This is a genomic window from Streptomyces sp. NPDC048290 (assembly GCF_040652095.1).
Lineage (GTDB): Bacteria > Actinomycetota > Actinomycetes > Streptomycetales > Streptomycetaceae > Streptomyces.
The window spans coordinates 51,494-71,026 of sequence record NZ_JBEZLM010000001.1; the positions used below are offsets into that span (position 1 = coordinate 51,494).

Below are 19,533 nucleotides of genomic sequence, written 5' to 3' on the forward strand. Positions count from 1 at the left end.
CTATGGCGGGCGTTACGCCCTACCCCAATGCGAGGGACCCCCAGAATGAGACTGACCGACATATCGCTGAACTGGCTGCTACCCGGCGCCGTACTGCTCCTGGGCATGCTGGCGGCGATTGCGGTGCTGGCGCGTGGCAAGCGCGTCACGGGGAAGGACGCGCGCACGGAGGACTCGTGGGAGCGTTCCGAGGAGCGCCGCAGGCGCAAGGAGACCCTGTACAGCAGCGTCTCCTACGTCCTGCTCTTCTGCTGTGCCGCGGTCGCCGCCGCGCTCTCCTTCAAGGGTCTGGTCGGCTTCGGCGAGCAGAACCTCGGCCTGACCGGGGGCTGGCAGTACCTGGTCCCGTTCGGTCTGGACGGGGCGGCCATGTTCTGCTCGGTACTCGCGGTGCGGGAGGCCAGCCACGGTGACGCGGCCCTCGGCTCCCGGATACTCGTGTGGACCTTCGCCCTCGCCGCCGCCTGGTTCAACTGGGTGCACGCCCCCCGGGGCGCGATGCACGCCGGTGCCCCGCACTTCTTCGCCGGCATGTCCCTGTCGGCCGCGGTGCTGTTCGACCGCGCGCTGAAGCAGACCCGCCGGGCCGCCCTGCGCGAGCAGGGTCTCGTCCCGCGTCCGCTGCCGCAGATCCGGATCGTGCGCTGGCTGCGTGCCCCGCTCGAAACGTACAGGGCGTGGTCGCTGATGCTGTTGGAGAACGTGCGCAGCCTGGACGAGGCGGTCGACGAGGTCCGCGAGGACAAGAAGCTGAAGGAGCAGGATCGCCTGCGCCGCCGCGACGCCGAGCGCCTGGAGCGGGCCCGGCTGAAGGCGATCAGCCGGGGACACCGGGGCATGGTGGGCCGCGGCCACGGACGCCAGGTGGAACTGCCCTCGGGGGAGCAGGGCGGCTCGGACCGAGTCTCCGCGGAGCCTGCCATAGCGACCGCGGAACAACTGCCCGTACGCCAGCGTCCCTCCCTCCAGCCGGTCCGTACCGGGCCTGACCCGCTCCGCGGCGGCTCCGACCCGGTCACCGTCGATCTGACCGCGGAGGACGACACCATGGCCCTGCCGCGGCTGGACTCCCTGGAGCGCAAGCTCAAGGACCTGGAGCAGCAGTTCGGCTAGGAGCACGACACGACGTCCGGTCGGCGGGACACGGACGGCATTCACGGGGCGGGGCGCGACCGGAGACGGGTCGCGCCCCGCCCCGTTTCCGCGCCCGGTCACCGCGTCGGCCGTCCTACGCCGCCTCCGCGCCCAGTTCGAACCAGACCGACTTGCCCACCCCGTGCGCACGGACGCCCCAGGCGTCCGCCAGGGACTCCACCAGGGCCAGTCCCCGGCCATGGGTCGCCTCGTGGGCCACGGCGGGCCGGGGCCGGGGCCGCTGCGCCACGAAGTCCCGTACCTCCACCCGTACTCCGTGCGGGCCCACCTCGGCGGTCAGCACCGCGTCCCGGTCGGTGTGCACCAGTGCGTTGGTGACCAGTTCACTGGTCAGCAGCTCCGCTATCTGCGACTGTTCGTCGGGCCCTTCCCAGGTGCGCAACAGCTCGCGCACCGCCCGTCGGGCCTCGGGCACCGCCCGTAGATCCGCCCGTCCCAGCCGGCGCCGCAGTCTCGGCCGCCGCTGTCCTTCCGCCGTCGTCCCCGTCCCGCCCGACTGCGCCGCTTTGGACCCGGCGACCGTGGGACAGCCCCCGTGTACTTGCCTCTTCATGACCCCCGCCCGCGTGCCGATCTCGGTTCCCCTCCTGTCGAACACGTTCACGGAGAACCTTGCCCAATGGGTCACCGGGCACTCATGGCCCGTCGCCCAGCCCGGGGTGTTCGGCCATCCTCGCGGGGGCGGACCGCTGCCCGGAGTCGGGCGGGACAGCCGGAGTTCGGCGTCCGGACCGCAGGAGTTCAGCCGCGCGGCCGGTTCGAAACCGTGCATCAGGGCGTGCGGGTGCACAAGCGGGCGTGAGGCGTTTCGGACAGCCGGATTCCTGGGGTCTCGTGGCACACCGTCACATGCACGTGAATCTGGCTTGAATCATTCGGGTGCGGACGGGGGTGGGCAAGGCGGGCGGGGGCGGGGGCGGACATGGCGACGGGGTCGTCCCGCCGCCCCCGTGGCGGCAGGACGACCCCGTGCTCGCGCTCCGTCCCCCCGACGGGCGCGTGCGGAGAGCCCGTACCGCACCTGAAGGGGTACGGGCCCGCGGGTCGCTCGGTACGGCTCGCCGTCTACAGCGCGCTCAGTACCGCTCGCTCAGTACATCTCGCTCAGCTCAGCTCGCTCAGTACAGCTTGTTCACGGCTGTGACCGTCGTCTTCTTGAACGCCTTCACCGGGGCGTCGGTGAAGTCGCCCATCTGGGACCAGTCCACGACGGTGACCGTGCGGCCGTCCCGGCCCACCGACATCAGCCGGATGTCCGTCGCCCCCCAGGACGCCTCGGTGTGCAGCCCGTGCACCCGGGCGCCCTCCTCCACGGCGAGCGAGCCATAGCCGCGGTAGGACGCCTCGATCTCCGGGTCGGCCGCCTCGATACGCCGGGCGCAGCCGCGGATCTCCTTGTTCATCCGGTCGGCCAGCGCCTTGGCCTTGGCGGCGGTGCCGGTGACGATGGTGAGCTGACGGGCGCTGGCGTCCACGTCGGTACGGAACGGGCGGTAGCGGGAGTCGTAGCCCGGGAACACCTCGTCCAGGCAGAGCCGCAGCTCGTCCGGGACACCGCCGGTGACCTTCCCGGCGGTCCAGGCGGAGAACGGGTGCGGCGGCAGCTGGGACGCCGACAGGAAGGCCGGAGCGCGCGAGGCGGCCCCGGCGGGAGCGGCGAGGACCGTGGCGGCGGTGGCCGCGGCGACGGTGAGCGCGGTGAGCGCGGTGGCCAGACGGACCTGGGTACGGACGTGCATGGAATTACTCCCCGTTGATGAAGTCGCGTGACGACGCGAGAGATACGCGTGGATGAGGCGCCGGACGAGGCCGAACGACGTCGGACACGGTCGGACGAGGTCGCCCGCGGCCGGCTGGTCGGGCCGGCCACACCCCCCGCATGGGGTGTCCCCCGGGCGACACCAAGAGCATCGGCGCTCCGGGCGGGCGGCTGCAACAATCTGCCGGGATGGAACCATCCCAGCCCCTCTGACGTGCAGGTACATAGGGTGCCTGGGATGCCTCGCGGGGACGCCGTGTCCCCGTCCTCCAGGTCCGCCCGCGCACAGGAACCAGGGAGAACGGTGTCGGCACAGCACGACGACGATGTCGAGCGGTTCGCGGCGCAGCTCCGCGGGCTGAAGGAGCGGACCGACCGCAGCTATGGCGCACTCGCCCGCCGCCTCGGGATGAACACCTCGACCTTGCACCGGTACTGCGCCGGGGACGCGGTGCCCGTGGAGTTCGCCCCGGTGGAGCGGTTCGCCGCGCTGTGCGGGGCGTCGGCGCAGGAGCGGCACGAGTTGCACCGGGTGTGGCTGCTGGCGGTGGCGGCCCGGCAGCGGGCACGGACGGCGGACGCGGCGACGGCGGTGAGTCCGCTCGCCCCTCCCGGGGAACCCGGCACGGACGCCGGACCGGAGGGGGCTGCTCCGGTCGCCCCGGCCGACGAGCACGGCCCGGACGCCGGACCGGAGGAGGCGATTCCGGTCGCCCCGGCCGAAGACCACAGTCCGGACGCCGGACCGGAGGAACTAATTCCGGTCACCCCGGCCGATGAGCGCGCCCAGGACCCCGTACCCGACGGCACCGCCCCGCCCGCAGCGCCCGGCACGGACGTCACCTGGTACCGCCGCCGTCGTACGGTCGTCGCCGCCGCTGTGGCCGCCGCGCTGCTGGCGACGCTCGGTTCGCTGTCCGCGCTGCCCTCGGGCGACCGGCCCGCGGCGGCCGGGGCGCGCGGCGGCAGTCCCTCACCCGGTACGTCGGAGGTCACGCCCTCCCCCGGCGCTTCGAGCGCCTCCCCCTCGCCCTCCGCCTCCGGCTCCTCCCCGGCGCCCTCGCGCGAACCGGAGGCCAAGGGCGGTACGCCCGGGTCGCCGCTGCCGAGCGGGCGGACCAGCGCGCCCGGCGGCGCCCCCGACCCCAGCGCCCCCGCCGCGCTCCCCCTCACCTGGACCTCCGACTCGCACGCCTGGGCGCTGGGCTGCGGTCATGACTATGTGATCGACCGGCCGCCCGCCCAGGTGCCGCCGCCTCCGGCCGCGCAGGACGCCCGCGCCTGGGCGGCGGCGCAGGGCGCGGTGCACGGCCGGGACACCAATGTGCGGATCACCGTGCAGGGGAAGTCGACGACGGCGGTGGTGCTGGAGGCGCTGCGGGTCCGGGTGGTGGGCCGCGCGGCGCCCGTGCCCGGCACCTCGTACGCCATGGACCAGGGGTGCGGCGGGTCGATCTCCCCGCGCTACTTCGATGTGGACCTCGACAAGGACCGGCCCATCGCCCGCTCGGTGCCGGGCAGTGACGAGGGCACGGTCATCCCGGCCGTGAAGCTGCCGTACCGGGTCTCCAGCACCGACCCGGAGGTGCTGGAGGTGACGGCCCGGACCACGGGGTGCGCCTGCGACTGGTATCTGGAGCTGGACTGGTCCTCGCAGGGCCGCACCGGCACGGTCCGGATCGACGACGGGGGGCGTCCCTTCCGCACCAGCGCGATCGGGGGTCTCGACCGGTATCAGTACGACACCATCGACCGCCGCTGGATTCCCTATCCGTCGTAGGCAGGGCCGCCGTCAGGGGCGGGGCACATTGCGCAGGTTGGAGCGGGCCATCTGGAGCATCCGGCCGACCCCGCCGTCCAGCACGATCTTCGACGCGGAGAGGGCGAAGCCGGTGACCATCTCGGCGCTGATCTTCGGCGGGATGGACAGCGCGTTGGGGTCGGTGACGACATCGACCAGCGCCGGGCCCTTGTGCTTGAAGGCGCTCTTCAGGGCGCCCGCGAGGTCCTTGGGCTTCTCGACCCGCACCCCGTAGGCACCGCAGGCGCGGGCGACGGCGGCGAAGTCGGGGTTCTTGTTGGTGGTGCCGTAGGAGGGGAGCCCGGCGACCAGCATCTCCAGTTCGACCATGCCCAGCGAGGAGTTGTTGAAGAGGACGACCTTCACCGGCAGGTCGTACTGGACCAGGGTGAGGAAGTCGCCCATCAGCATGGAGAAGCCGCCGTCCCCGGACATCGACACGACCTGCCGGTTCCGGTCGGTGAACTGGGCGCCGATGGCCATGGGCAGCGCGTTGGCCATCGAGCCGTGCGAGAAGGAACCGATGATCCGGCGGCGGCCGTTGGGCGAGATGTACCGGGCCGCCCACACGTTGCACATGCCCGTGTCGACGGTGAACACCGCGTCGTCGTCGGCCATCTCGTCCAGTACCGAGGCCACGTACTCCGGGTGGATCGGGACATGCTTGTCGACCTTGCGGGTGTACGCCTTGACGACCCCCTCCAGGGCGTCCGCGTGCTTCTTCAGCATCTTGTCGAGGAAGCGGCGGTTGCTCTTGGCCTTCACCCGGGGGGTGAGACAGCGCAGGGTCTCCTTCACATCGCCCCACACCGCCAGGTCCAGCTTGGAGCGGCGGCCCAGCCGCTCGGGGCGGACGTCCACCTGCGCGATCGTCACATCGTCCGGCAGGAAGGCGTTGTACGGAAAGTCCGTGCCCAGCAGGATCAGCAGATCGCACTCATGGGTCGCCTCGTAGGCGGCGCCGTAGCCGAGCAGTCCGCTCATGCCGACGTCGTACGGGTTGTCGTACTGGATCCATTCCTTGCCGCGCAGGGCGTGGCCCACCGGGGACTTGACCTTCTCGGCGAACTCCATCACCTCGGCGTGCGCCCCGGCCGTGCCGCTGCCGCAGAACAGGGTGATCTTCTCGGCGCGGTCGATGAGGTCGGCCAGCTTGTCGATCTCGGCGTCGCCGGGGCGGATCGAGGGGCGGGAGGTGACGAGGGCGGTCTCCAGGGGCTTGTCGGGGGCCGGGTGGTCGGCGATGTCACCGGGGAGCGTGATGACGCCGACGCCGCTCTGGCCCACCGCGTGCTGGATCGCGCTCTGGAGGACCCTCGGCATCTGCTTCGGGTTGGAGATCATCTCGCTGTAGTGGCTGCACTCGCGGAACAGCGACTCGGGGTGGGTCTCCTGGAAGTAGCCGAGCCCGATCTCGCTGGACGGGATGTGCGAGGCGAGGGCGAGGACCGGGGCCATCGAGCGGTGCGCGTCGTACAGCCCGTTGATGAGGTGCAGGTTGCCGGGGCCGCAGGAGCCGGCGCAGGCGGTGAGCCGGCCGGTGATCTGGGCCTCGGCACCGGCCGCGAAGGCGGCGGTCTCCTCATGGCGGACGTGCACCCAGTCGATCGCGGAGTTGCGCCGGACGGCGTCGACGACGGGGTTGAGGCTGTCGCCGACCACGCCGTAGAGCCGCTTGACTCCGGCGCGGGCGAGGATGTCGACGAACTGCTCGGCGACGTTCTGCTTGGCCATGACTGCGCTGCCCTTCGGTCTCCATGCATTCCCGGACCCGGTGCCTCCCGGAAGGTCTTCCGGGGTGCCGCTCGGATTCCATGAATTCACATCGAACGTGGTTTCGCCTCCCAAGCTACGCGATCACGGCGCCGGACCACGATCACGCACCGGGGGCAGGATCTTGCCCCCCGTAGGAAGGTTTCCCAGAGCGGTCGGCAGGTTTCCGGGAGCAGTCGGAAGGTTTCCGTGAGCACGGTCACGCCGTACGCGTCACGCCTCCCAAACGGCCGCCGCCGTACGGTCGTCGGCGTAGCCCTTGGCCCGGGTCTGGATGTCGGCGAGGAACGCGGCCAGGCCCGGTGGGGCGGCACCGGACCAGCGGGCGGTCAGATGGGCGGTCAGCTCCGGCTCGCCGTGCAGCGGTTCGGCCAGGCCGTGGGTGCACATCAGCAGGGTGTCCCCCGGGCGGGCCACCGAGGCGCGGAACCTGAAGGGCTCTCGGGGCCGCTCGGGGGCGGGCTCGTAGGGGCTCGGCGGGGTCGGGATGTTCAGGTCCATGGTGAGCCGGTCGCCCTCGGGGGTCTCGGCGGGCGGCGAGCCGAAGCTCATCAGGGGCTCCCCCGGGGCGTCGGTGATCTGCGGTTCGATGTCCTGCCAGACGCCGTCCCGGAGCCGGAAGAGGCCGCCCGCGCCGACCCCGAAGAACACCCGGGTACGGCACTCGGGGTCGGCGGTCAGCAGGAGGCAGCGCAGGGTGGCCGCGTACTCGTCCGGTCCGAGGCCCCGGTCGGCCGCCCCGGCGCGGAGCTTGCCGAGGCTGCGGTCGGTGAGCCGGTGCAGTCCGGACTTCAGATCGCCGCGCCGCCCGGCGCGTATGTCCTCGGCCAGCCGGGTGTGGCTGCGGCCCACGGCCCGCGCGATCCACTGGCACGCCTCGGCCGCCGCGCGGTGCGCCGCCGGGGTGGCGCGGGCGCCGCTCGCCATCGCGACCAGCACCAGCGCGTCGGCCCCGGTGCCGAAGCGGGCGGTGAGCAGCGCGTCCCGGCGGGGCTCGCCCCGGTAGCGGGCGGAGTCGCCGCGGACCGAGACAGCGCGCAGGGTGCTGACGCCGTACCGGGCGCCGTCCAGCACGGTGTCCGCGACGAGGTCGGCGAGGTCGTCGGGGTCGGCGGCGGGCAGGGCGGTGGGTTCGGGGTCGTAGGTGGGCGGTCCCGAGCCGACGTGGACGACGGTGGGGGCGGAGGTGTCGCCGGGGGTCGCGGAGGGTTCGGCGGGGGCCGGGCGGCGCGGCGGCGGGGGCGGGGGGAAGGTCGACGGTCCGCCCGCGGTGGGCAGCGGCCGTTCCCAGGGGGCGCGCTGGCGGACGAGCCCGGTGGCGGGGCGGGGCGGCGGGGGCGCCGGGGGTGCCGGGGTCCGGAGGGGTGGGGGCGGGGGCGGCCCGGGGGACGCGGGCGGGGGTGACGCGGGCGGGCGGGTGGTGCCTCGCGGGTCCCGGGCGCGGTCGGGGCGACGGGGGTCCACGGCCGGGGTGGCGGGGGCGGCGGGACCTGAGGGGTCGCGCGTGCCCCCCGTGCCCCCTGCCCCTCCGGGGTCACCCGTCCCGCCCGTCCCGCCCGTGTCTCCCGTGGCGTCCGTGACGTCCGTGGCGTCCGTGGTGACCGCTCCCGATGCCGAGGCGAACCGGTCGTCCAAGGAGTCGGCGGCCGGTGCGGGGCCGGTGTCCTCGGTGGAGTCGTCGTACAACTGACCCCACCAGTCGTCCTCATGACCGGTGGGGCTTCCCCCCTGTTGGCTCATGCCCCTAATTGTCCACCGCAGGGACGCCGGGAAAACGGGCATACGGAAATCCGCCGCACTCGTGCACGTCGAACGGTGTGTCGGACAAAGGCCGTCGGGCGGCTCCACCCCCCACGGGAGAACCGCCCGACGACAGTCATGGGCGTATCGCGCACAGGCGCGCCGGTCCGGCCGAAAAGGCCCGCTTGACGACGCGCGGTGACGTATGTCGCCGTGGCTCCACCTTGGCAGAGTGACCACCGGTACGGCGATGATGTGCCGAGGCGGGTTTGCGCCGTGGCCGGTTTCCGCCACGGCGAGGAGGGAGGGTTCGCCTGATGCTGGCGGCGATAGGGCTGGACGACACGCACGAGGCGGCGTACCGGACGCTGGTGGCGGTGGGGGCCGCCGATGTGCCGGATCTGGCGCGGCGGCTGCGGCTGGCCGAGCGGGAGGCCGAGCAGACGCTGCGGCTGCTGGAGGCGCGGGGGCTGGCGGCGCAGTCCCCCGCCCGGCCGGGCCGGTGGGTGGCGGCGCCGCCCGGGGTGGCGCTGGGCGCGCTGCTCACCCAGCGGCGGCACGAGCTGGAGCAGGCGGAGCTGACGGCGGTGCTGCTCTCCGAGGAGTACCGGGCGGCGGCGGCCGAACCGGCGGTACACGATCTGGTCGAGGTGGTGAGCGGCGCGGCGGCGGTCGCGCAGCGGTTCCTCCAGCTCCAGTTGGGCGCGACCGACGAGGTGTGCGCGCTGGTGACCGGGAACCCGGTGGCGGTGACGGGCATGGAGAACGACGCCGAGGAGCAGGCCGCCGGGCGCGGGGTGCGCTACCGGGTGGTGGTGGAGCGGGCGGTGCTGGACCCGCCGGACGGGATCACCGAGCTGACGGCGGCGCTGCGCCGGGACGAGCAGGTGCGGGTGGTGGACCGGGTGCCGACCAAGCTGGTGGTCGCCGACCGGTCGCTGGCCCTGGTGCCGCTGACCGCGCGGGCGGCGGAACCGGCCGCGCTGGTGGTGCACGCGAGCGGGTTGCTGGAGCTGCTGTGCGGGCTGTTCGAGTCGGTGTGGCGGGACGCGCTGCCGCTGCGACTGGGCGGGGCGGGCGTGAGCGAGCGGGCGCCGGACGCGCCCGACGGAGAGGATCTGGAGATCCTCTCCCTGCTGCTGGCGGGCCTGACCGATGTGAGCGTGGCCAAGCAACTGGACCTGGGGCTGCGCACGGTCCAGCGCCGGGTGAAGCGGCTGATGGAGCTGACCGGGTCCTCGACCCGGCTCCAGCTGGGCTGGCACGCGTATGAACGCGGGTGGGTCGCACGGGAGCGGTGAGGGGGGCGGGAGCGGTGGCGGGCGTGAGGGCGGTGCGGGGCGTGGGAGCGGTGCCGGGCACGGGAGCGGTGCCGGGCACGGAGAGCCGGGCGCTGCGCGCCGGACCGCGGCCGGTTCGCTGACCTGCGCGTGCCGCCGGGGTCCGGCACTCTGAACAGATGGGTGTCTGGGACCTCCTGCTGGTCGGCGTCGTCCTGCTGCTCGGCCTGTGCGGAGTGCTGGTGCCCGGGGTGCCGGGTTCATGGCTGGTGTGGGCCGGAGTCCTGTGGTGGGCGCTGAAGAACCCGGCGCCGGTGGCCTGGGGGCTGCTGGTGGGGGCGTCGGTGGCGCTGCTGCTGTCCCAGGTGGTCCGCTGGTCGCTGCCGCCCCGCCGGCTGACCGAGTCCGGGGCGACGCCCAGGATGGCGGTCTACGCGGGCGTGGGCTCGTTCCTCGGGTTCGTGCTGGTCCCGGTGGTCGGGGCGGTGCCGGGTTTCCTGGGCGGGGTCTATCTGTCCGAGCGGCTGCGGCTCGGCGGGCACGGGGAGGCGATGACCGCCCTGCGCACCGCGATGCGCTCGGGCGGCTCCAGTGTGCTGACGGAGCTGTTCACCTGCCAGCTGATCTTCGCGGCGTGGCTGGGCGCGGTGATCTGGGGCTGACCGGGTCCGGGCCGGGCGCGCAGGCCCGCGCGCTCACACCGGCTCCCCCGCGACCCGCAGATGCCGTACGGCGTACGAGCGCCAGGGGCGCCAGGTGTCGGGGAGGTCGGTGCCGGGCGGTGCCACGTCGGGGTCGCCGAGGGCACGGGTGCGGACGGCGGCGACGACGGCCGGGTCCAGACCGGGCAGCGCCCGCAGCGCGGCCTGCGAGGCGTCCCGGTCGGCGCCGGGGTCCAGCCGCAGGGTGCCGTCGGCGAGCGCGGCGGTGAGCGCGCCCAGCAGGGTGCCGGGACGGGCGGCGGCGAGGGCGGCGGGCTCGGGGAAGAGATGGGTGAGCGTGCCGTCGGGGGCGTCCAGCGTCGTGCCGTACCGCTGGACCAGGTCCGCTGTCGCGGCCGGGGTGAGCAGGGCGCGGACGGCCAGTTCGGCGGGGTCGGCGGCGCCGGGTGAGCGCAGTCCGGGGCGGGCGGCGATGAGCGGGGCGAGCCGGGGGTCGGTGCCGAGCCGGGCGTCGACGGCGTACGGGTCGGCGTCGAGGTCGAACAGCCGCCGCACCCGCTGTACGGCGGTGGTGAGATCGCGCTGGTCGGTGAGGTGCAGTACGGCGTCCAGCCAGCCGCCGGGGTGGGTGGCGGTGCCGGACGTGCCGGTGCGCTCGGCGACGGCGGCGACCCCGGTGCCGTACGGGAGGCGCAGGGTGCGGCGGTAGCCGCGGGCGCCGGGCGGGCCGGTGATCTCCTCGACGCCGGGGACGGCCTCGGCGGCGAGCAGATCGAAGACCGAGGCGGCGTGGTAGGGGCCGCGGTGGGCGAGGCGGAGCGGGATGCCGGTGGCGGGGGTGGCGTCCGGTGCCGGGCGGCGGGGCGCGGGGGCGGCGGAGCGCAGGGCGCTCGGGGTGAGCGCGTAGATCTCGCGGATCGTGTCGTTGAACTGGCGGACGCTGGCGAACCCGGCCGCGAAGGCGATCTCGGTGATCGGCAGCGCGGTGGTCTGGAGCAGGACCCGGGCGGTGTGCGCGCGCTGGGCGCGGGCCAGGGCGACCGGACCCGCGCCGAGTTCGGCGGTGAGCTGGCGCTGCACCTGCCGGGCGCTGTAGCCGAGCCGGGCGGCGAGTCCGGCGACGCCCTCGCGGTCGACGACACCGTCACGGATGAGCCGGACGGCCCGTCCGACGACATCGGCGCGGACGTCCCAGTCGGCCGAGCCGGGCACCGCGTCGGGGCGGCAGCGGCGGCAGGCGCGGAACCCGGAGCACTGGGCCGCGGCGGCGGTCGGGAAGAACCGGACGTTCCGGCGTTTCGGGGTGACGGCCGGACAGCTCGGGCGGCAGTAGATGCCGGTGGTCTCGACCGCGAAGAAGAACGCGCCGTCGAACCGGGCGTCCCTGCTGCGGACGGCTTCGTAGCGGGTGTCCTCATCCATCACGAGGTCCAGTCTGCGCCGCCCCCGAGAGCGCCGCTGGCGGGAATCGGACATGAACAGGGGGTGACACTTCCGGACAGATGCCGGACACACTCCGTTGACAGTCCGGACACCTCCCCTTGAGATTGATGCGTCCATGCCACCAATCCGGAGGTTCCATGTGTTAGGCATACGTCGCCGACACGCGCTCGCCGGCGGTCTCGCCGCCACCCTGCTCCTGCTCACCGGCACCGCCACCGCGGCTCAGGCCCGCCCGGCACCGGCCCCGGCCGCCACCAAGACGGTCGAACACCGGGTCCCCGCCGGAGCCGCGGCCCGCACCGCCGCGTACTGGACCCCCGAGCGCATGGCCGCGGCCATCCCCGTCGAGTCGACCGATCTCACCGTCCCCGCCACACCGCCGCGCGAGCGGCCCCCCGCCGCGCCGCAGCGGCCGACCGGCCCGGCGACCACCGGCTCCGACCCGGTCGCGGGCACCGCGACCCCGTCCGCCGACGTCCTGCGCGCGGCCGTCACCGCCACCCAGGTCGTCGGCAAGGTCTTCTACACCGCCTCCAACGGCCTCGACTACGTCTGCTCCGGGTCCGCGGTCAACAGCACCAACAAGAACATGGTGTTCACCGCCGGACACTGCGTCCACGGCGGTCCCGGCCAGGGCTGGGCGTCGAACTGGCAGTTCGTGCCGTACTACAACCACGGCAACCGCCCCTATGGCACCTGGTGGGCCGAGACCCTGGTCGCCTTCAACGGCTGGACCAACAGCGGCAACTTCGGCTACGACCTCGGGATCGTCATCACCGCGCCCAACTCCTCCGGTGAGCTGGTCAACGCGGTCGGCGGCCTCGGCCTCCAGTGGAACTACCCCAAGGACCGCTTCATGACGTCCATGGGCTACCCGGCGGCCGGCGCCTTCGACGGCCAGTGGCAGTACTACTGCTCCGCCACCACCGCCCAGCGCTCCGTCTTCACCACGGACCAGATCAAGATGCCCTGCAACATGACCGGCGGATCGAGCGGCGGCCCCTGGCTCTTCGGCAAGGACGACAACGTCTACTACAGCGGCTGGGTGAACGGCGTGAACAGCAACAACGACAGCCGCGACAACCCGACCGAGATGCGCTCGCCGTACTTCGCGACCTGGGTCGGCGACGCGTTCAACACCTACTCTTCGTACTGACGGCGGCGGCGCGCGGAGGGCGGAACCACCCATGACCGGGTCCACACGGGCACTTCTCGGTGTGCTGACGGCGGTGCTCGTGTGCGCGCTCGGCGGGTGCGGGGACGACGACGCCGGGTCCGGCGACCCGGGCGAACCGACCCCGTGCGCCACCGCGTCGGCCTCCGACGAGGAGACCGGCGCCGACGCCCCGGGCGACGGGGCGTCGGCCACCGCGCCCGGGGCCAGCCGGGCGCACACCCTCGATCCGTCCGAGGGCTGTGTCATCGAGAGCGGTATCGCCTCGATGCCGGAGGACCCCTAGCAGAGCGGGTCCTCCTGACGGTCGGCCCGCCTAGCGCAGTCGGCCCCGCTTCGCCTCCATCGCCGCCCGGCCCTCCGCGCCCTTGCGCTTCCAGTCCTTGCGGATCTCCGCGCGCAGCCGGGCGTCGGTCTTGGCGACGATCCGCTGGTTCTCCCGGAGCAGCTTGCGGTAGCTGTCCAGCCGGCGCGGCGGCAGGTCACCGGCGTCCAGCGCGGCCTGCACCGCGCAGCCCGGCTCGGACTCGTGGGCGCAGTCGTGGAACCGGCAGTCCCGCGCCAGTTCCTCGATCTCGGCGAAGGTCTGGCCGACGCCGGTCTGCGCGTCCCACAGGCCGACCCCGCGCAGTCCCGGGGTGTCGATCAGGACTCCGCCGCCGGGCAGCAGCAGCAGATTGCGGGTCGTGGTGGTGTGCCGCCCCTTGCCGTCGACGTCCCGGGTCGCCTGGACGTCCATCACCTCCTCACCGAGCAGCGCGTTGGCCAGCGTGGACTTCCCCGCGCCGGACTGGCCGAGCAGTACGGAGGTGCCCCCGGCGGTGACGGCGGCGAGCACATCGAGCCCGTCCCCGTCGACCGAGCTGACCGGCAGCACCGGCACACCGGGCGCACTGGTCTCGACGTCCTGCACCAGATGCGCCCGGGTCACCGCGTCCGGCACCAGGTCGGCCTTGGTGAGCACCACCAGGGGCTGGGCGCCGGACTCCCAGGCCAGGGCGAGGAAGCGTTCGACCCGGCCGAGGTCCAGCTCGGCGGCGAGCGAGACGGCCACGACGGCGTGGTCGACATTGGCGGCGAGGATCTGCCCCTCGGACCGCTTGGAGGAGGTGAAGCGCACAAAGGCGGTACGGCGTGGCAGACACGTCCGTACATAGCGCGGGTTCCCGCCGGGCTCGACGGCGACCCAGTCGCCCGTGCACACCACGCGCAGCGGGTCGTGCGGGGTGACGAAGGCGGTGTCGGCGCGGAGCGGACCGGCGGCGGTCTGCACATCGCACTGGCCCCGGTCGACCCGGACGACCCGGCCGGGCAGCAGCCCCTCGGCGGCGTACGGGGCGAACTCGGCGGCCCAGGCGTCGTCCCAGCCGTAGGGGACGAGGACGGAGAAGTCAGGGGAACCGGAGGAACCGGTGGAAGCAGAGGAACGGGTGGAATCGGTGGAACCGGTGGAGAAAGTCAAGGGGGGACCCTTCGACATGCGGTCCCGGCGCGCGAAGAGGTCGCGCAACGGTGTCGATCAGCCGGTGACCGCGGAGGTGGACGTGATGGGGAGCGGGATGCGGGCAGCGCCCAGCGCAGTGACAGCCATCGGTCAGCACCTCCTCGTCCTCTGGTCTCGGTCGTGGTCGCGGTCGCGGTCGCGGTCGTGGTCGCGGTCGTGGTCGACACCGGGACTCTAGCCCCGTGCCCCGGAGACGGGTCAACTCCTTTTTCCGGACCACATGCTCAGCGCAGCGCGCAGGGCCGTCCGTTGAGGGTGATGTTCTTCGGCACGCCGTTGGCGTCGCCGTACAGGCCGACGAATCCGAAGGTCAGCGATCCCCCGGCGGGCACCGCCCGGTTGTAGTGCGCGGCGTCGACTCTCACCCGGGTGCCGCGCTGCTCGGGGTGGGCGTCCCACATCTGGGAGATGCGCTGGCCGGGCCGGAAGTCCCAGGCGACGGTCCAGTCGTCCAGCGCGCGTTCGGTGGTGACCTCGACGACGGCCTGGAAGCCGGTGGACCACTCGCTGGTCATGTCGTAGGTGGCCCGGCAGGTGCTGGGGGGCGTGGCCGGGGCGCTCGGGGTGGGTCCCCCGGCGCCGGCGGACGCCGTGGAGGTGCCCTGCGGCTCCGGGTCGGGCGCCCGGTGGGACGGGGACGGCGAGGGCACGGCGGACACCGACGGCGCGGGCGTGCCGGACGGTTCGCGGCTCGGGCCGGTCGCGGTGGGGCCGGGTCCGCCGGTCCCGGGGCCGGTGGCGGGCGGCTGCCGGTCGGCGGCGTCCTCGCCCCGGACCGCGGCGTCGCTCTTCGCCCCGCCGAACGGCATCAGGGAGACCCCGAGCGCCACCAGCGAGACCAGGACCGCCCCGGCGAGCAGCCCGCCGCGCAGCAGCCGGACGCGGCGCGTGTCCGGTGCCGCCGAGCGGCCGAGGTCGCAGGTGGCGCGCCGGGCGGCGAGCCGTACCTCGGCGGCGCGGCGGCGGCGTTCCAGGTAGGCGAGTCCGCCCCAGCCGATGACCCCGCCGGACAGGGCGGCGGGCAGCTGTCCGCCGTGCACCCGCAGACAGGCGGCGGCCTCGGCGCAGTACGGGCAGCGGGCCAGATGGTGGGAGAGGTCGTCGGGGGTGTCGGCGACGGCGGTACGGGTGACGGCGTCCAGCATCCGGGCGTAGTTCCGGCACTGGGTGTCCATCGGGCGGTCGAGGTGGTTGCGCAGACAGCGGTCCCGGAACAGCGCCCGGACCTCGGTGCGTTCCTCGGCGACACCGCCGGGGTCGAGTTCCAGGCGGGCGGCGACGGCGGGCAGCGGCAGCGACTCGACCTCGGTCAGCCACAGCAGCGCGGCGTCGGGCCGCTGCATGTCCTGGAGGCCGCGCAGGGCCAGCGGGCGCTGGGTGGGCGGGCCGGTGAAGCGGGCGGCCTGTTCGGAGGTGAGCCACAGCCGCAGATCGGGGTCGAGCCGGTGGCCCTGGCCCCGGCGCTCCCAGTCGGCGGCGGTGTCACGGACCGCGCCGAGCAGCAGCGGGATGTGCGGAAGGGCGGCGGTCCGGCGTCCGGCACCGCGGCCGGGGGCGCCGGCGCGGGTCTCCCGGACGCCGTGCGCGAACGCCTCGGTGGCCAGCTCCACGGCGGCGTCGGAACCGGCCGTGCACAGGTCGGCGTACGAGAGAACGGTGTCCCAGCTCTCGTCGAACTCGGCTGCCTCGGTGGCGTTCTGGGGGGTCGGCAGGTCTGGCATGGGTCTCCTGCGTCCGGGCGAGGTCAACTCACCTTATGGATACGGGAGTTGTGGGGAACCTCGCGGGCGGTGCCGAGCCTTTCACGTATTCACCACAACTGACAAGCTAGGCATCCGATTAGCCGTCACGGGAGTGCCCATCAGTATCAGCGCCTACCAGCGGTTTCTTGTTTCTCCGTCGCTCCGGCGTTCTTTGATGGTTCGTCAGTTCGACGGGAAACCCGGAGGGGCGGGCCGCGGCGGCGCGGTGGTGTCATGGCGGTGGTGTCATGGCCGTCGGCGGTGGCGGTGACGAGCCCGCCCTCGTCCCCGGCGAGGAATCCGGAGAGGAATCCGGTCAGGAATCCGGTCGGGAATCCGGTCAGGAATCCGGAGAGGAGTCCGGTGAGGCCGCGCGGCTGCCCGGCGTGGTCGCCGGTGGGCCAGGTGTCGCAGACGGCGACGGCGGCGGTCGGTTCGCGGGGTCCGGCGCCGGGTCCCGCCCGGTCGGCGGCGGTCCGGGCGGAGGCGGGCACGACAAGCGCCGTGGGCCGTCGCGCGAGCCCGGTTCAGCGATGACCGGCGCCGCGGTCACCGTCACATACGGTCCCACTCCGTCTGCCCCGTCCCGTCGGTCGGCACGGGGCGGGGCGGGGCGGACGGGTAGCGGCCGGAGCGGGTCAGACCTCCGCGGGCTGCTGGGCGGCGAGGCTGTCCATGAAGGAGCTGACCGAGAACACCGCGCGGCCGGGTCCGGGCGGGCCGTAGCCGGGGGGCGAGGAGAGACCGAACTCGTCCATGGTGTTGCGGTACGCCTCCAGGAGCCGGATGTGGTACTCCAGCGGGGCGCCCTGCGGGTTGGCCTTGCCGAGCGGGGTGGTGGGCTCGGGGCACCAGGTGGTGAAGCGGGGCGTGATGCCCTTCGACATGAAGAAGCGCAGGCCCTCGGTGGTGGAGGCGATGGCCTCGTCGACCGTCTTGAAGCCGAACGGCTCGGCCATCTCGACGCCCGCGACGAAGTTGGGGATCACATTGCGGGGACCGAAGATCTCCGCGGAGTCCAGGATGCGCCGGTGCCACTCGTCCCGGCCGACGTACCGCTCCTTGCCGGGGCAGTACATCTTGAACAGGTACTCGTCCCACACCTCGTAGTTGGGGTGGTAGATCTGCACGCCGTAGTCCTTGAACCGCTGGACGTCGTCGCGGGGCAGGGCCTGGGCGACGACCTTGCCGATCCAGCGGCCCGGGAAGCGCTCCTCGATGGCCTTGGCGTAGCGGCCGTAGAAGTCGGCCTCGTCCCGGCCGCCGACGGTCTTGGTGATGGCGCCGCCGGTGAGGGTGTAGGCGGTGGACGCCTTCTGGGTGTCGTACCGGTCGATGATCTCCAGGGCCTCCAGGACCTCGTCGATGTCCTTGACCCCGGTGTACGGACGGCCGGCCGCCTTGTGCTGGCGCCAGTTGTGGTTGATGTCGCAGTACTGGCACTCCTCCTTGGCGCCGAAGTACTGGCAGACCCGGAAGACGGTGAGGTAGATCAGATAGCCCCACTGGATGGTGGGGGCCACCTCCATCACGGACTTCCCGTTGGAGAGGGTGTGCTTGTAGTACTCCGGCATCGGCGGCGCCCCGACGTCGGCGATCCGCTTGCCGTCGAGGTAGAGGCCGAGCATCCCGGAGTCGTCGGCGGCGACCCGGTACGGGGAGGCCGGGTTCACCCGGACCGAGACGACCGTGCGGCGCAGGTCGTAGGGGCCGCCGGTGAGGATGATCTCCTCCGGGGGGCGGCGCAGCGCGGCCTCGCCCAGCTCGGGCAGGGTGCCGTGGTCGAAGGAGAAGATGAAGTACGACTTCGGCTTGACCTCGCCCCCCTCGTTGTCACTGAGCGCGGACGGGTCGAAGGCGACTCCGCCGCGCAGCAGGTCCTCCTTGAAGACGGCCTCCCGCGGTACGTGCGGGAACCGCTCCATCAGATCCTCGACGAGCGCGGTACGGCTGCCCATCCCCTGTCTCCTCCCTGCGGCGGTGTTCGACTCCTCACGGTATGCCCCCTGCCTCGCCAGGCGTGCAGCCGGGTCCACCGGAGCGTCGACGCTGCCGACAGTCTTCGTCAGGGGCGTCCGTATGAGCAAACAGGACCGGGTCGCGCGGTCGGCGGGCGGTGATGTGATGATCACCTCACGGTCGTCGAGAGGGGTGCCGGATGTCAGGGGCCAGCGGGCCGGTCAGGAACTGGGCCGGGAACATCACCTACCGGGCCGCCGAGGTGTCCCGGCCCCGTTCGGCCGCCGCGGTGCGGGACGTGGTGGTGTCCGCCGACCGGGTGCGGGTGCTGGGCAGCGGGCACTCCTTCAACACCGCCGCCGACCCGGGACCCGGCGGTGTGCTGCTCTGCCTGGACGGGCTCGCGCCGGTCCTCGACATCGACACGGCCGCCCGCACGGTACGGGTCGGCGGCGGGGTCCGGTACGCGGAGCTGGCCCGCGCGGTGCACGCCCACGGTCTCGCGCTGCCCAATCTGGCCTCGCTGCCGCATATCTCGGTGGCCGGTTCGGTGGCCACCGGCACCCATGGCTCGGGCGCGGGCAACGGACCGCTCTCCGACGCCGTACGGGAGGTGGAGCTGCTCACCGCGGACGGGACGGCGGTGACGATCGGGCGGGGCGATCCACGGTTCGGCGGGGCCGTGACCGCGCTGGGCGCGCTCGGCGTGGTCACCGCGCTCACCCTGGATCTGGAGCCCGCTTTCGAGGTGGAGCAGTGGGTGTTCACCGGGCTGCCGCCGACCGGTCTCGATGTCGGGGCGGCGCTGACGGCGGCGTACAGCGTCAGTCTGTTCACGGACTGGCGGGCGCCCGGGTTCCGGCAGCTGTGGGTGAAGCGGCGGACCGATCAGCCGGTGCCGGAGGTGCCCTGGGGCACGCCCGCGACCCGGGCCGTGCATCCGGTGCCGGGGATGCCCGCGGGCCACTGCACCGAGCAGGGCGGGGTGCCGGGGCCCTGGCACGAGCGGCTGCCGCACTTCCGGGCGGAGTCCGCTCCGAGCAGCGGTGACGAACTGCAGTCCGAGTATCTGCTGGCCCGGGAGCACGCCCCGGCGGCCCTGGCGGCGCTGGACGCGCTGCGGGCCGTGCTCGCGCCGGTCACCCTGACCTGTGAGGTGCGGGCGGTCGCGGGCGACGGACAGTGGTTGAGCCCGAGCCACGGCCGGGACTCCGTCGCCGTGCACTTCACCTGGGTCGCGGACACCGCTGCCGTGCTGCCCGTGGTGCGGCGGGTGGAGGCGGCACTCGACGGGTTCGGGGCCCGGCCGCACTGGGGGAAGGTGTTCGCGATGCCGGGCGCGGTGGTGCGGGAGCGGTATCCGAGGCTCGGGGACTTCCGGGAGCTGCGGCGGGCGCTGGACCCGCGCGGGACCTTCACCAACGCGTTCGTGAGCGACTGTCTGGGGCTCGGAGGGGCTGAGTGAGGACTCGGCTGGACAGGACTTTCGACAAGCCCGTTCCTCGCCGGGCGGGGCGGCCCGTACCGGCGTCACCGGTCCG

General features: G+C 73.5%; 16 protein-coding genes. 7 read left to right on the plus strand and 9 right to left on the minus strand.

Annotated elements, in window-relative coordinates:
- Positions 1–45: 45 nt before the first annotated feature.
- On the plus strand, positions 46–1,113 hold the full coding sequence (locus AB0D49_RS00200; RefSeq protein WP_362748163.1) for a DUF2637 domain-containing protein: 1,068 nt from the start codon (positions 46–48) through the stop codon (positions 1,111–1,113).
- A gap of 115 nt (positions 1,114–1,228) precedes the next feature.
- Here AB0D49_RS00200 and AB0D49_RS00205 read toward each other — a convergent pair whose 3' ends face one another.
- A complete protein-coding gene (locus tag AB0D49_RS00205; RefSeq protein WP_362748166.1) occupies positions 1,229–1,708 on the minus strand; it encodes an ATP-binding protein in 480 nt (159 codons plus the stop codon).
- Between the two features lie 565 nt (positions 1,709–2,273).
- Entirely contained in the window at positions 2,274–2,894 is a 621-nt protein-coding gene (locus AB0D49_RS00210) for a hypothetical protein (RefSeq protein WP_362748169.1), read from the minus strand.
- 324 nt (positions 2,895–3,218) lie between these two features.
- Between AB0D49_RS00210 and AB0D49_RS00215 the strand changes: the two genes are divergently transcribed.
- Positions 3,219–4,694 (plus strand): helix-turn-helix domain-containing protein, encoded by a 1,476-nt coding sequence (locus tag AB0D49_RS00215; protein WP_362748172.1) that lies wholly within the window; start codon positions 3,219–3,221, stop codon positions 4,692–4,694.
- Between the two features lie 12 nt (positions 4,695–4,706).
- Here the strand turns inward: AB0D49_RS00215 and AB0D49_RS00220 are convergent, their stop codons facing one another.
- Both AB0D49_RS00220 and AB0D49_RS00225 read right to left on the minus strand, forming a co-directional pair.
- Positions 4,707–6,449, minus strand: coding sequence for a pyruvate dehydrogenase (locus AB0D49_RS00220; protein ID WP_362748174.1), 1,743 nt, complete (start codon positions 6,447–6,449; stop codon positions 4,707–4,709).
- 252 nt (positions 6,450–6,701) lie between these two features.
- Positions 6,702–8,228 carry a protein phosphatase 2C domain-containing protein gene (locus tag AB0D49_RS00225; RefSeq protein ID WP_362748176.1) on the minus strand — a complete coding sequence of 509 codons (1,527 nt, stop codon included), beginning with the start codon at positions 8,226–8,228 and terminating at the stop codon, positions 6,702–6,704.
- A 317-nt stretch (positions 8,229–8,545) separates the two neighbouring features.
- On the opposite strand from AB0D49_RS00225, the gene AB0D49_RS00230 reads away from it, so the two are divergent.
- Together AB0D49_RS00230 and AB0D49_RS00235 are read left to right on the plus strand one after the other, a co-directional pair.
- On the plus strand, positions 8,546–9,529 hold the full coding sequence (locus AB0D49_RS00230; protein ID WP_362748179.1) for a helix-turn-helix transcriptional regulator: 984 nt from the start codon (positions 8,546–8,548) through the stop codon (positions 9,527–9,529).
- A gap of 158 nt (positions 9,530–9,687) precedes the next feature.
- Positions 9,688–10,170 (plus strand): DUF456 domain-containing protein, encoded by a 483-nt coding sequence (locus AB0D49_RS00235; protein WP_362748182.1) that lies wholly within the window; start codon positions 9,688–9,690, stop codon positions 10,168–10,170.
- Positions 10,171–10,203: 33 nt separating this feature from the next.
- Here AB0D49_RS00235 and AB0D49_RS00240 read toward each other — a convergent pair whose 3' ends face one another.
- Positions 10,204–11,592: an AlkA N-terminal domain-containing protein gene (locus tag AB0D49_RS00240; protein WP_362748185.1), complete on the minus strand. Its 1,389-nt coding sequence runs from the start codon at positions 11,590–11,592 to the stop codon at positions 10,204–10,206.
- Positions 11,593–11,752: 160 nt separating this feature from the next.
- On the opposite strand from AB0D49_RS00240, the gene AB0D49_RS00245 reads away from it, so the two are divergent.
- Both AB0D49_RS00245 and AB0D49_RS00250 read left to right on the plus strand, forming a co-directional pair.
- Complete coding sequence (locus tag AB0D49_RS00245; protein WP_362748188.1) at positions 11,753–12,769, plus strand: hypothetical protein; 1,017 nt, start codon at positions 11,753–11,755, stop codon at positions 12,767–12,769.
- Between the two features lie 31 nt (positions 12,770–12,800).
- Positions 12,801–13,073 carry a hypothetical protein gene (locus tag AB0D49_RS00250; protein WP_362748191.1) on the plus strand — a complete coding sequence of 91 codons (273 nt, stop codon included), beginning with the start codon at positions 12,801–12,803 and terminating at the stop codon, positions 13,071–13,073.
- A 30-nt stretch (positions 13,074–13,103) separates the two neighbouring features.
- On the opposite strand, the gene rsgA is transcribed toward AB0D49_RS00250, so the two are convergent.
- From rsgA to AB0D49_RS00270, 4 genes are all read right to left on the minus strand, one after another.
- Entirely contained in the window at positions 13,104–14,249 is a 1,146-nt protein-coding gene (gene rsgA, locus AB0D49_RS00255; protein WP_362748194.1) for a ribosome small subunit-dependent GTPase A, read from the minus strand.
- 266 nt (positions 14,250–14,515) lie between these two features.
- A complete protein-coding gene (locus tag AB0D49_RS00260) occupies positions 14,516–16,012 on the minus strand; it encodes a cellulose-binding domain-containing protein (RefSeq protein WP_362748197.1) in 1,497 nt (498 codons plus the stop codon).
- A gap of 146 nt (positions 16,013–16,158) precedes the next feature.
- Entirely contained in the window at positions 16,159–16,527 is a 369-nt protein-coding gene (locus AB0D49_RS00265; protein ID WP_362748200.1) for a hypothetical protein, read from the minus strand.
- 144 nt (positions 16,528–16,671) lie between these two features.
- Positions 16,672–17,991 carry a radical SAM protein gene (locus tag AB0D49_RS00270; protein ID WP_362748203.1) on the minus strand — a complete coding sequence of 440 codons (1,320 nt, stop codon included), beginning with the start codon at positions 17,989–17,991 and terminating at the stop codon, positions 16,672–16,674.
- Positions 17,992–18,191: 200 nt separating this feature from the next.
- Between AB0D49_RS00270 and AB0D49_RS00275 the strand changes: the two genes are divergently transcribed.
- Positions 18,192–19,457 carry an FAD-binding protein gene (locus AB0D49_RS00275; protein WP_362748206.1) on the plus strand — a complete coding sequence of 422 codons (1,266 nt, stop codon included), beginning with the start codon at positions 18,192–18,194 and terminating at the stop codon, positions 19,455–19,457.
- The last annotated feature ends 76 nt before the right edge of the window (positions 19,458–19,533 follow it).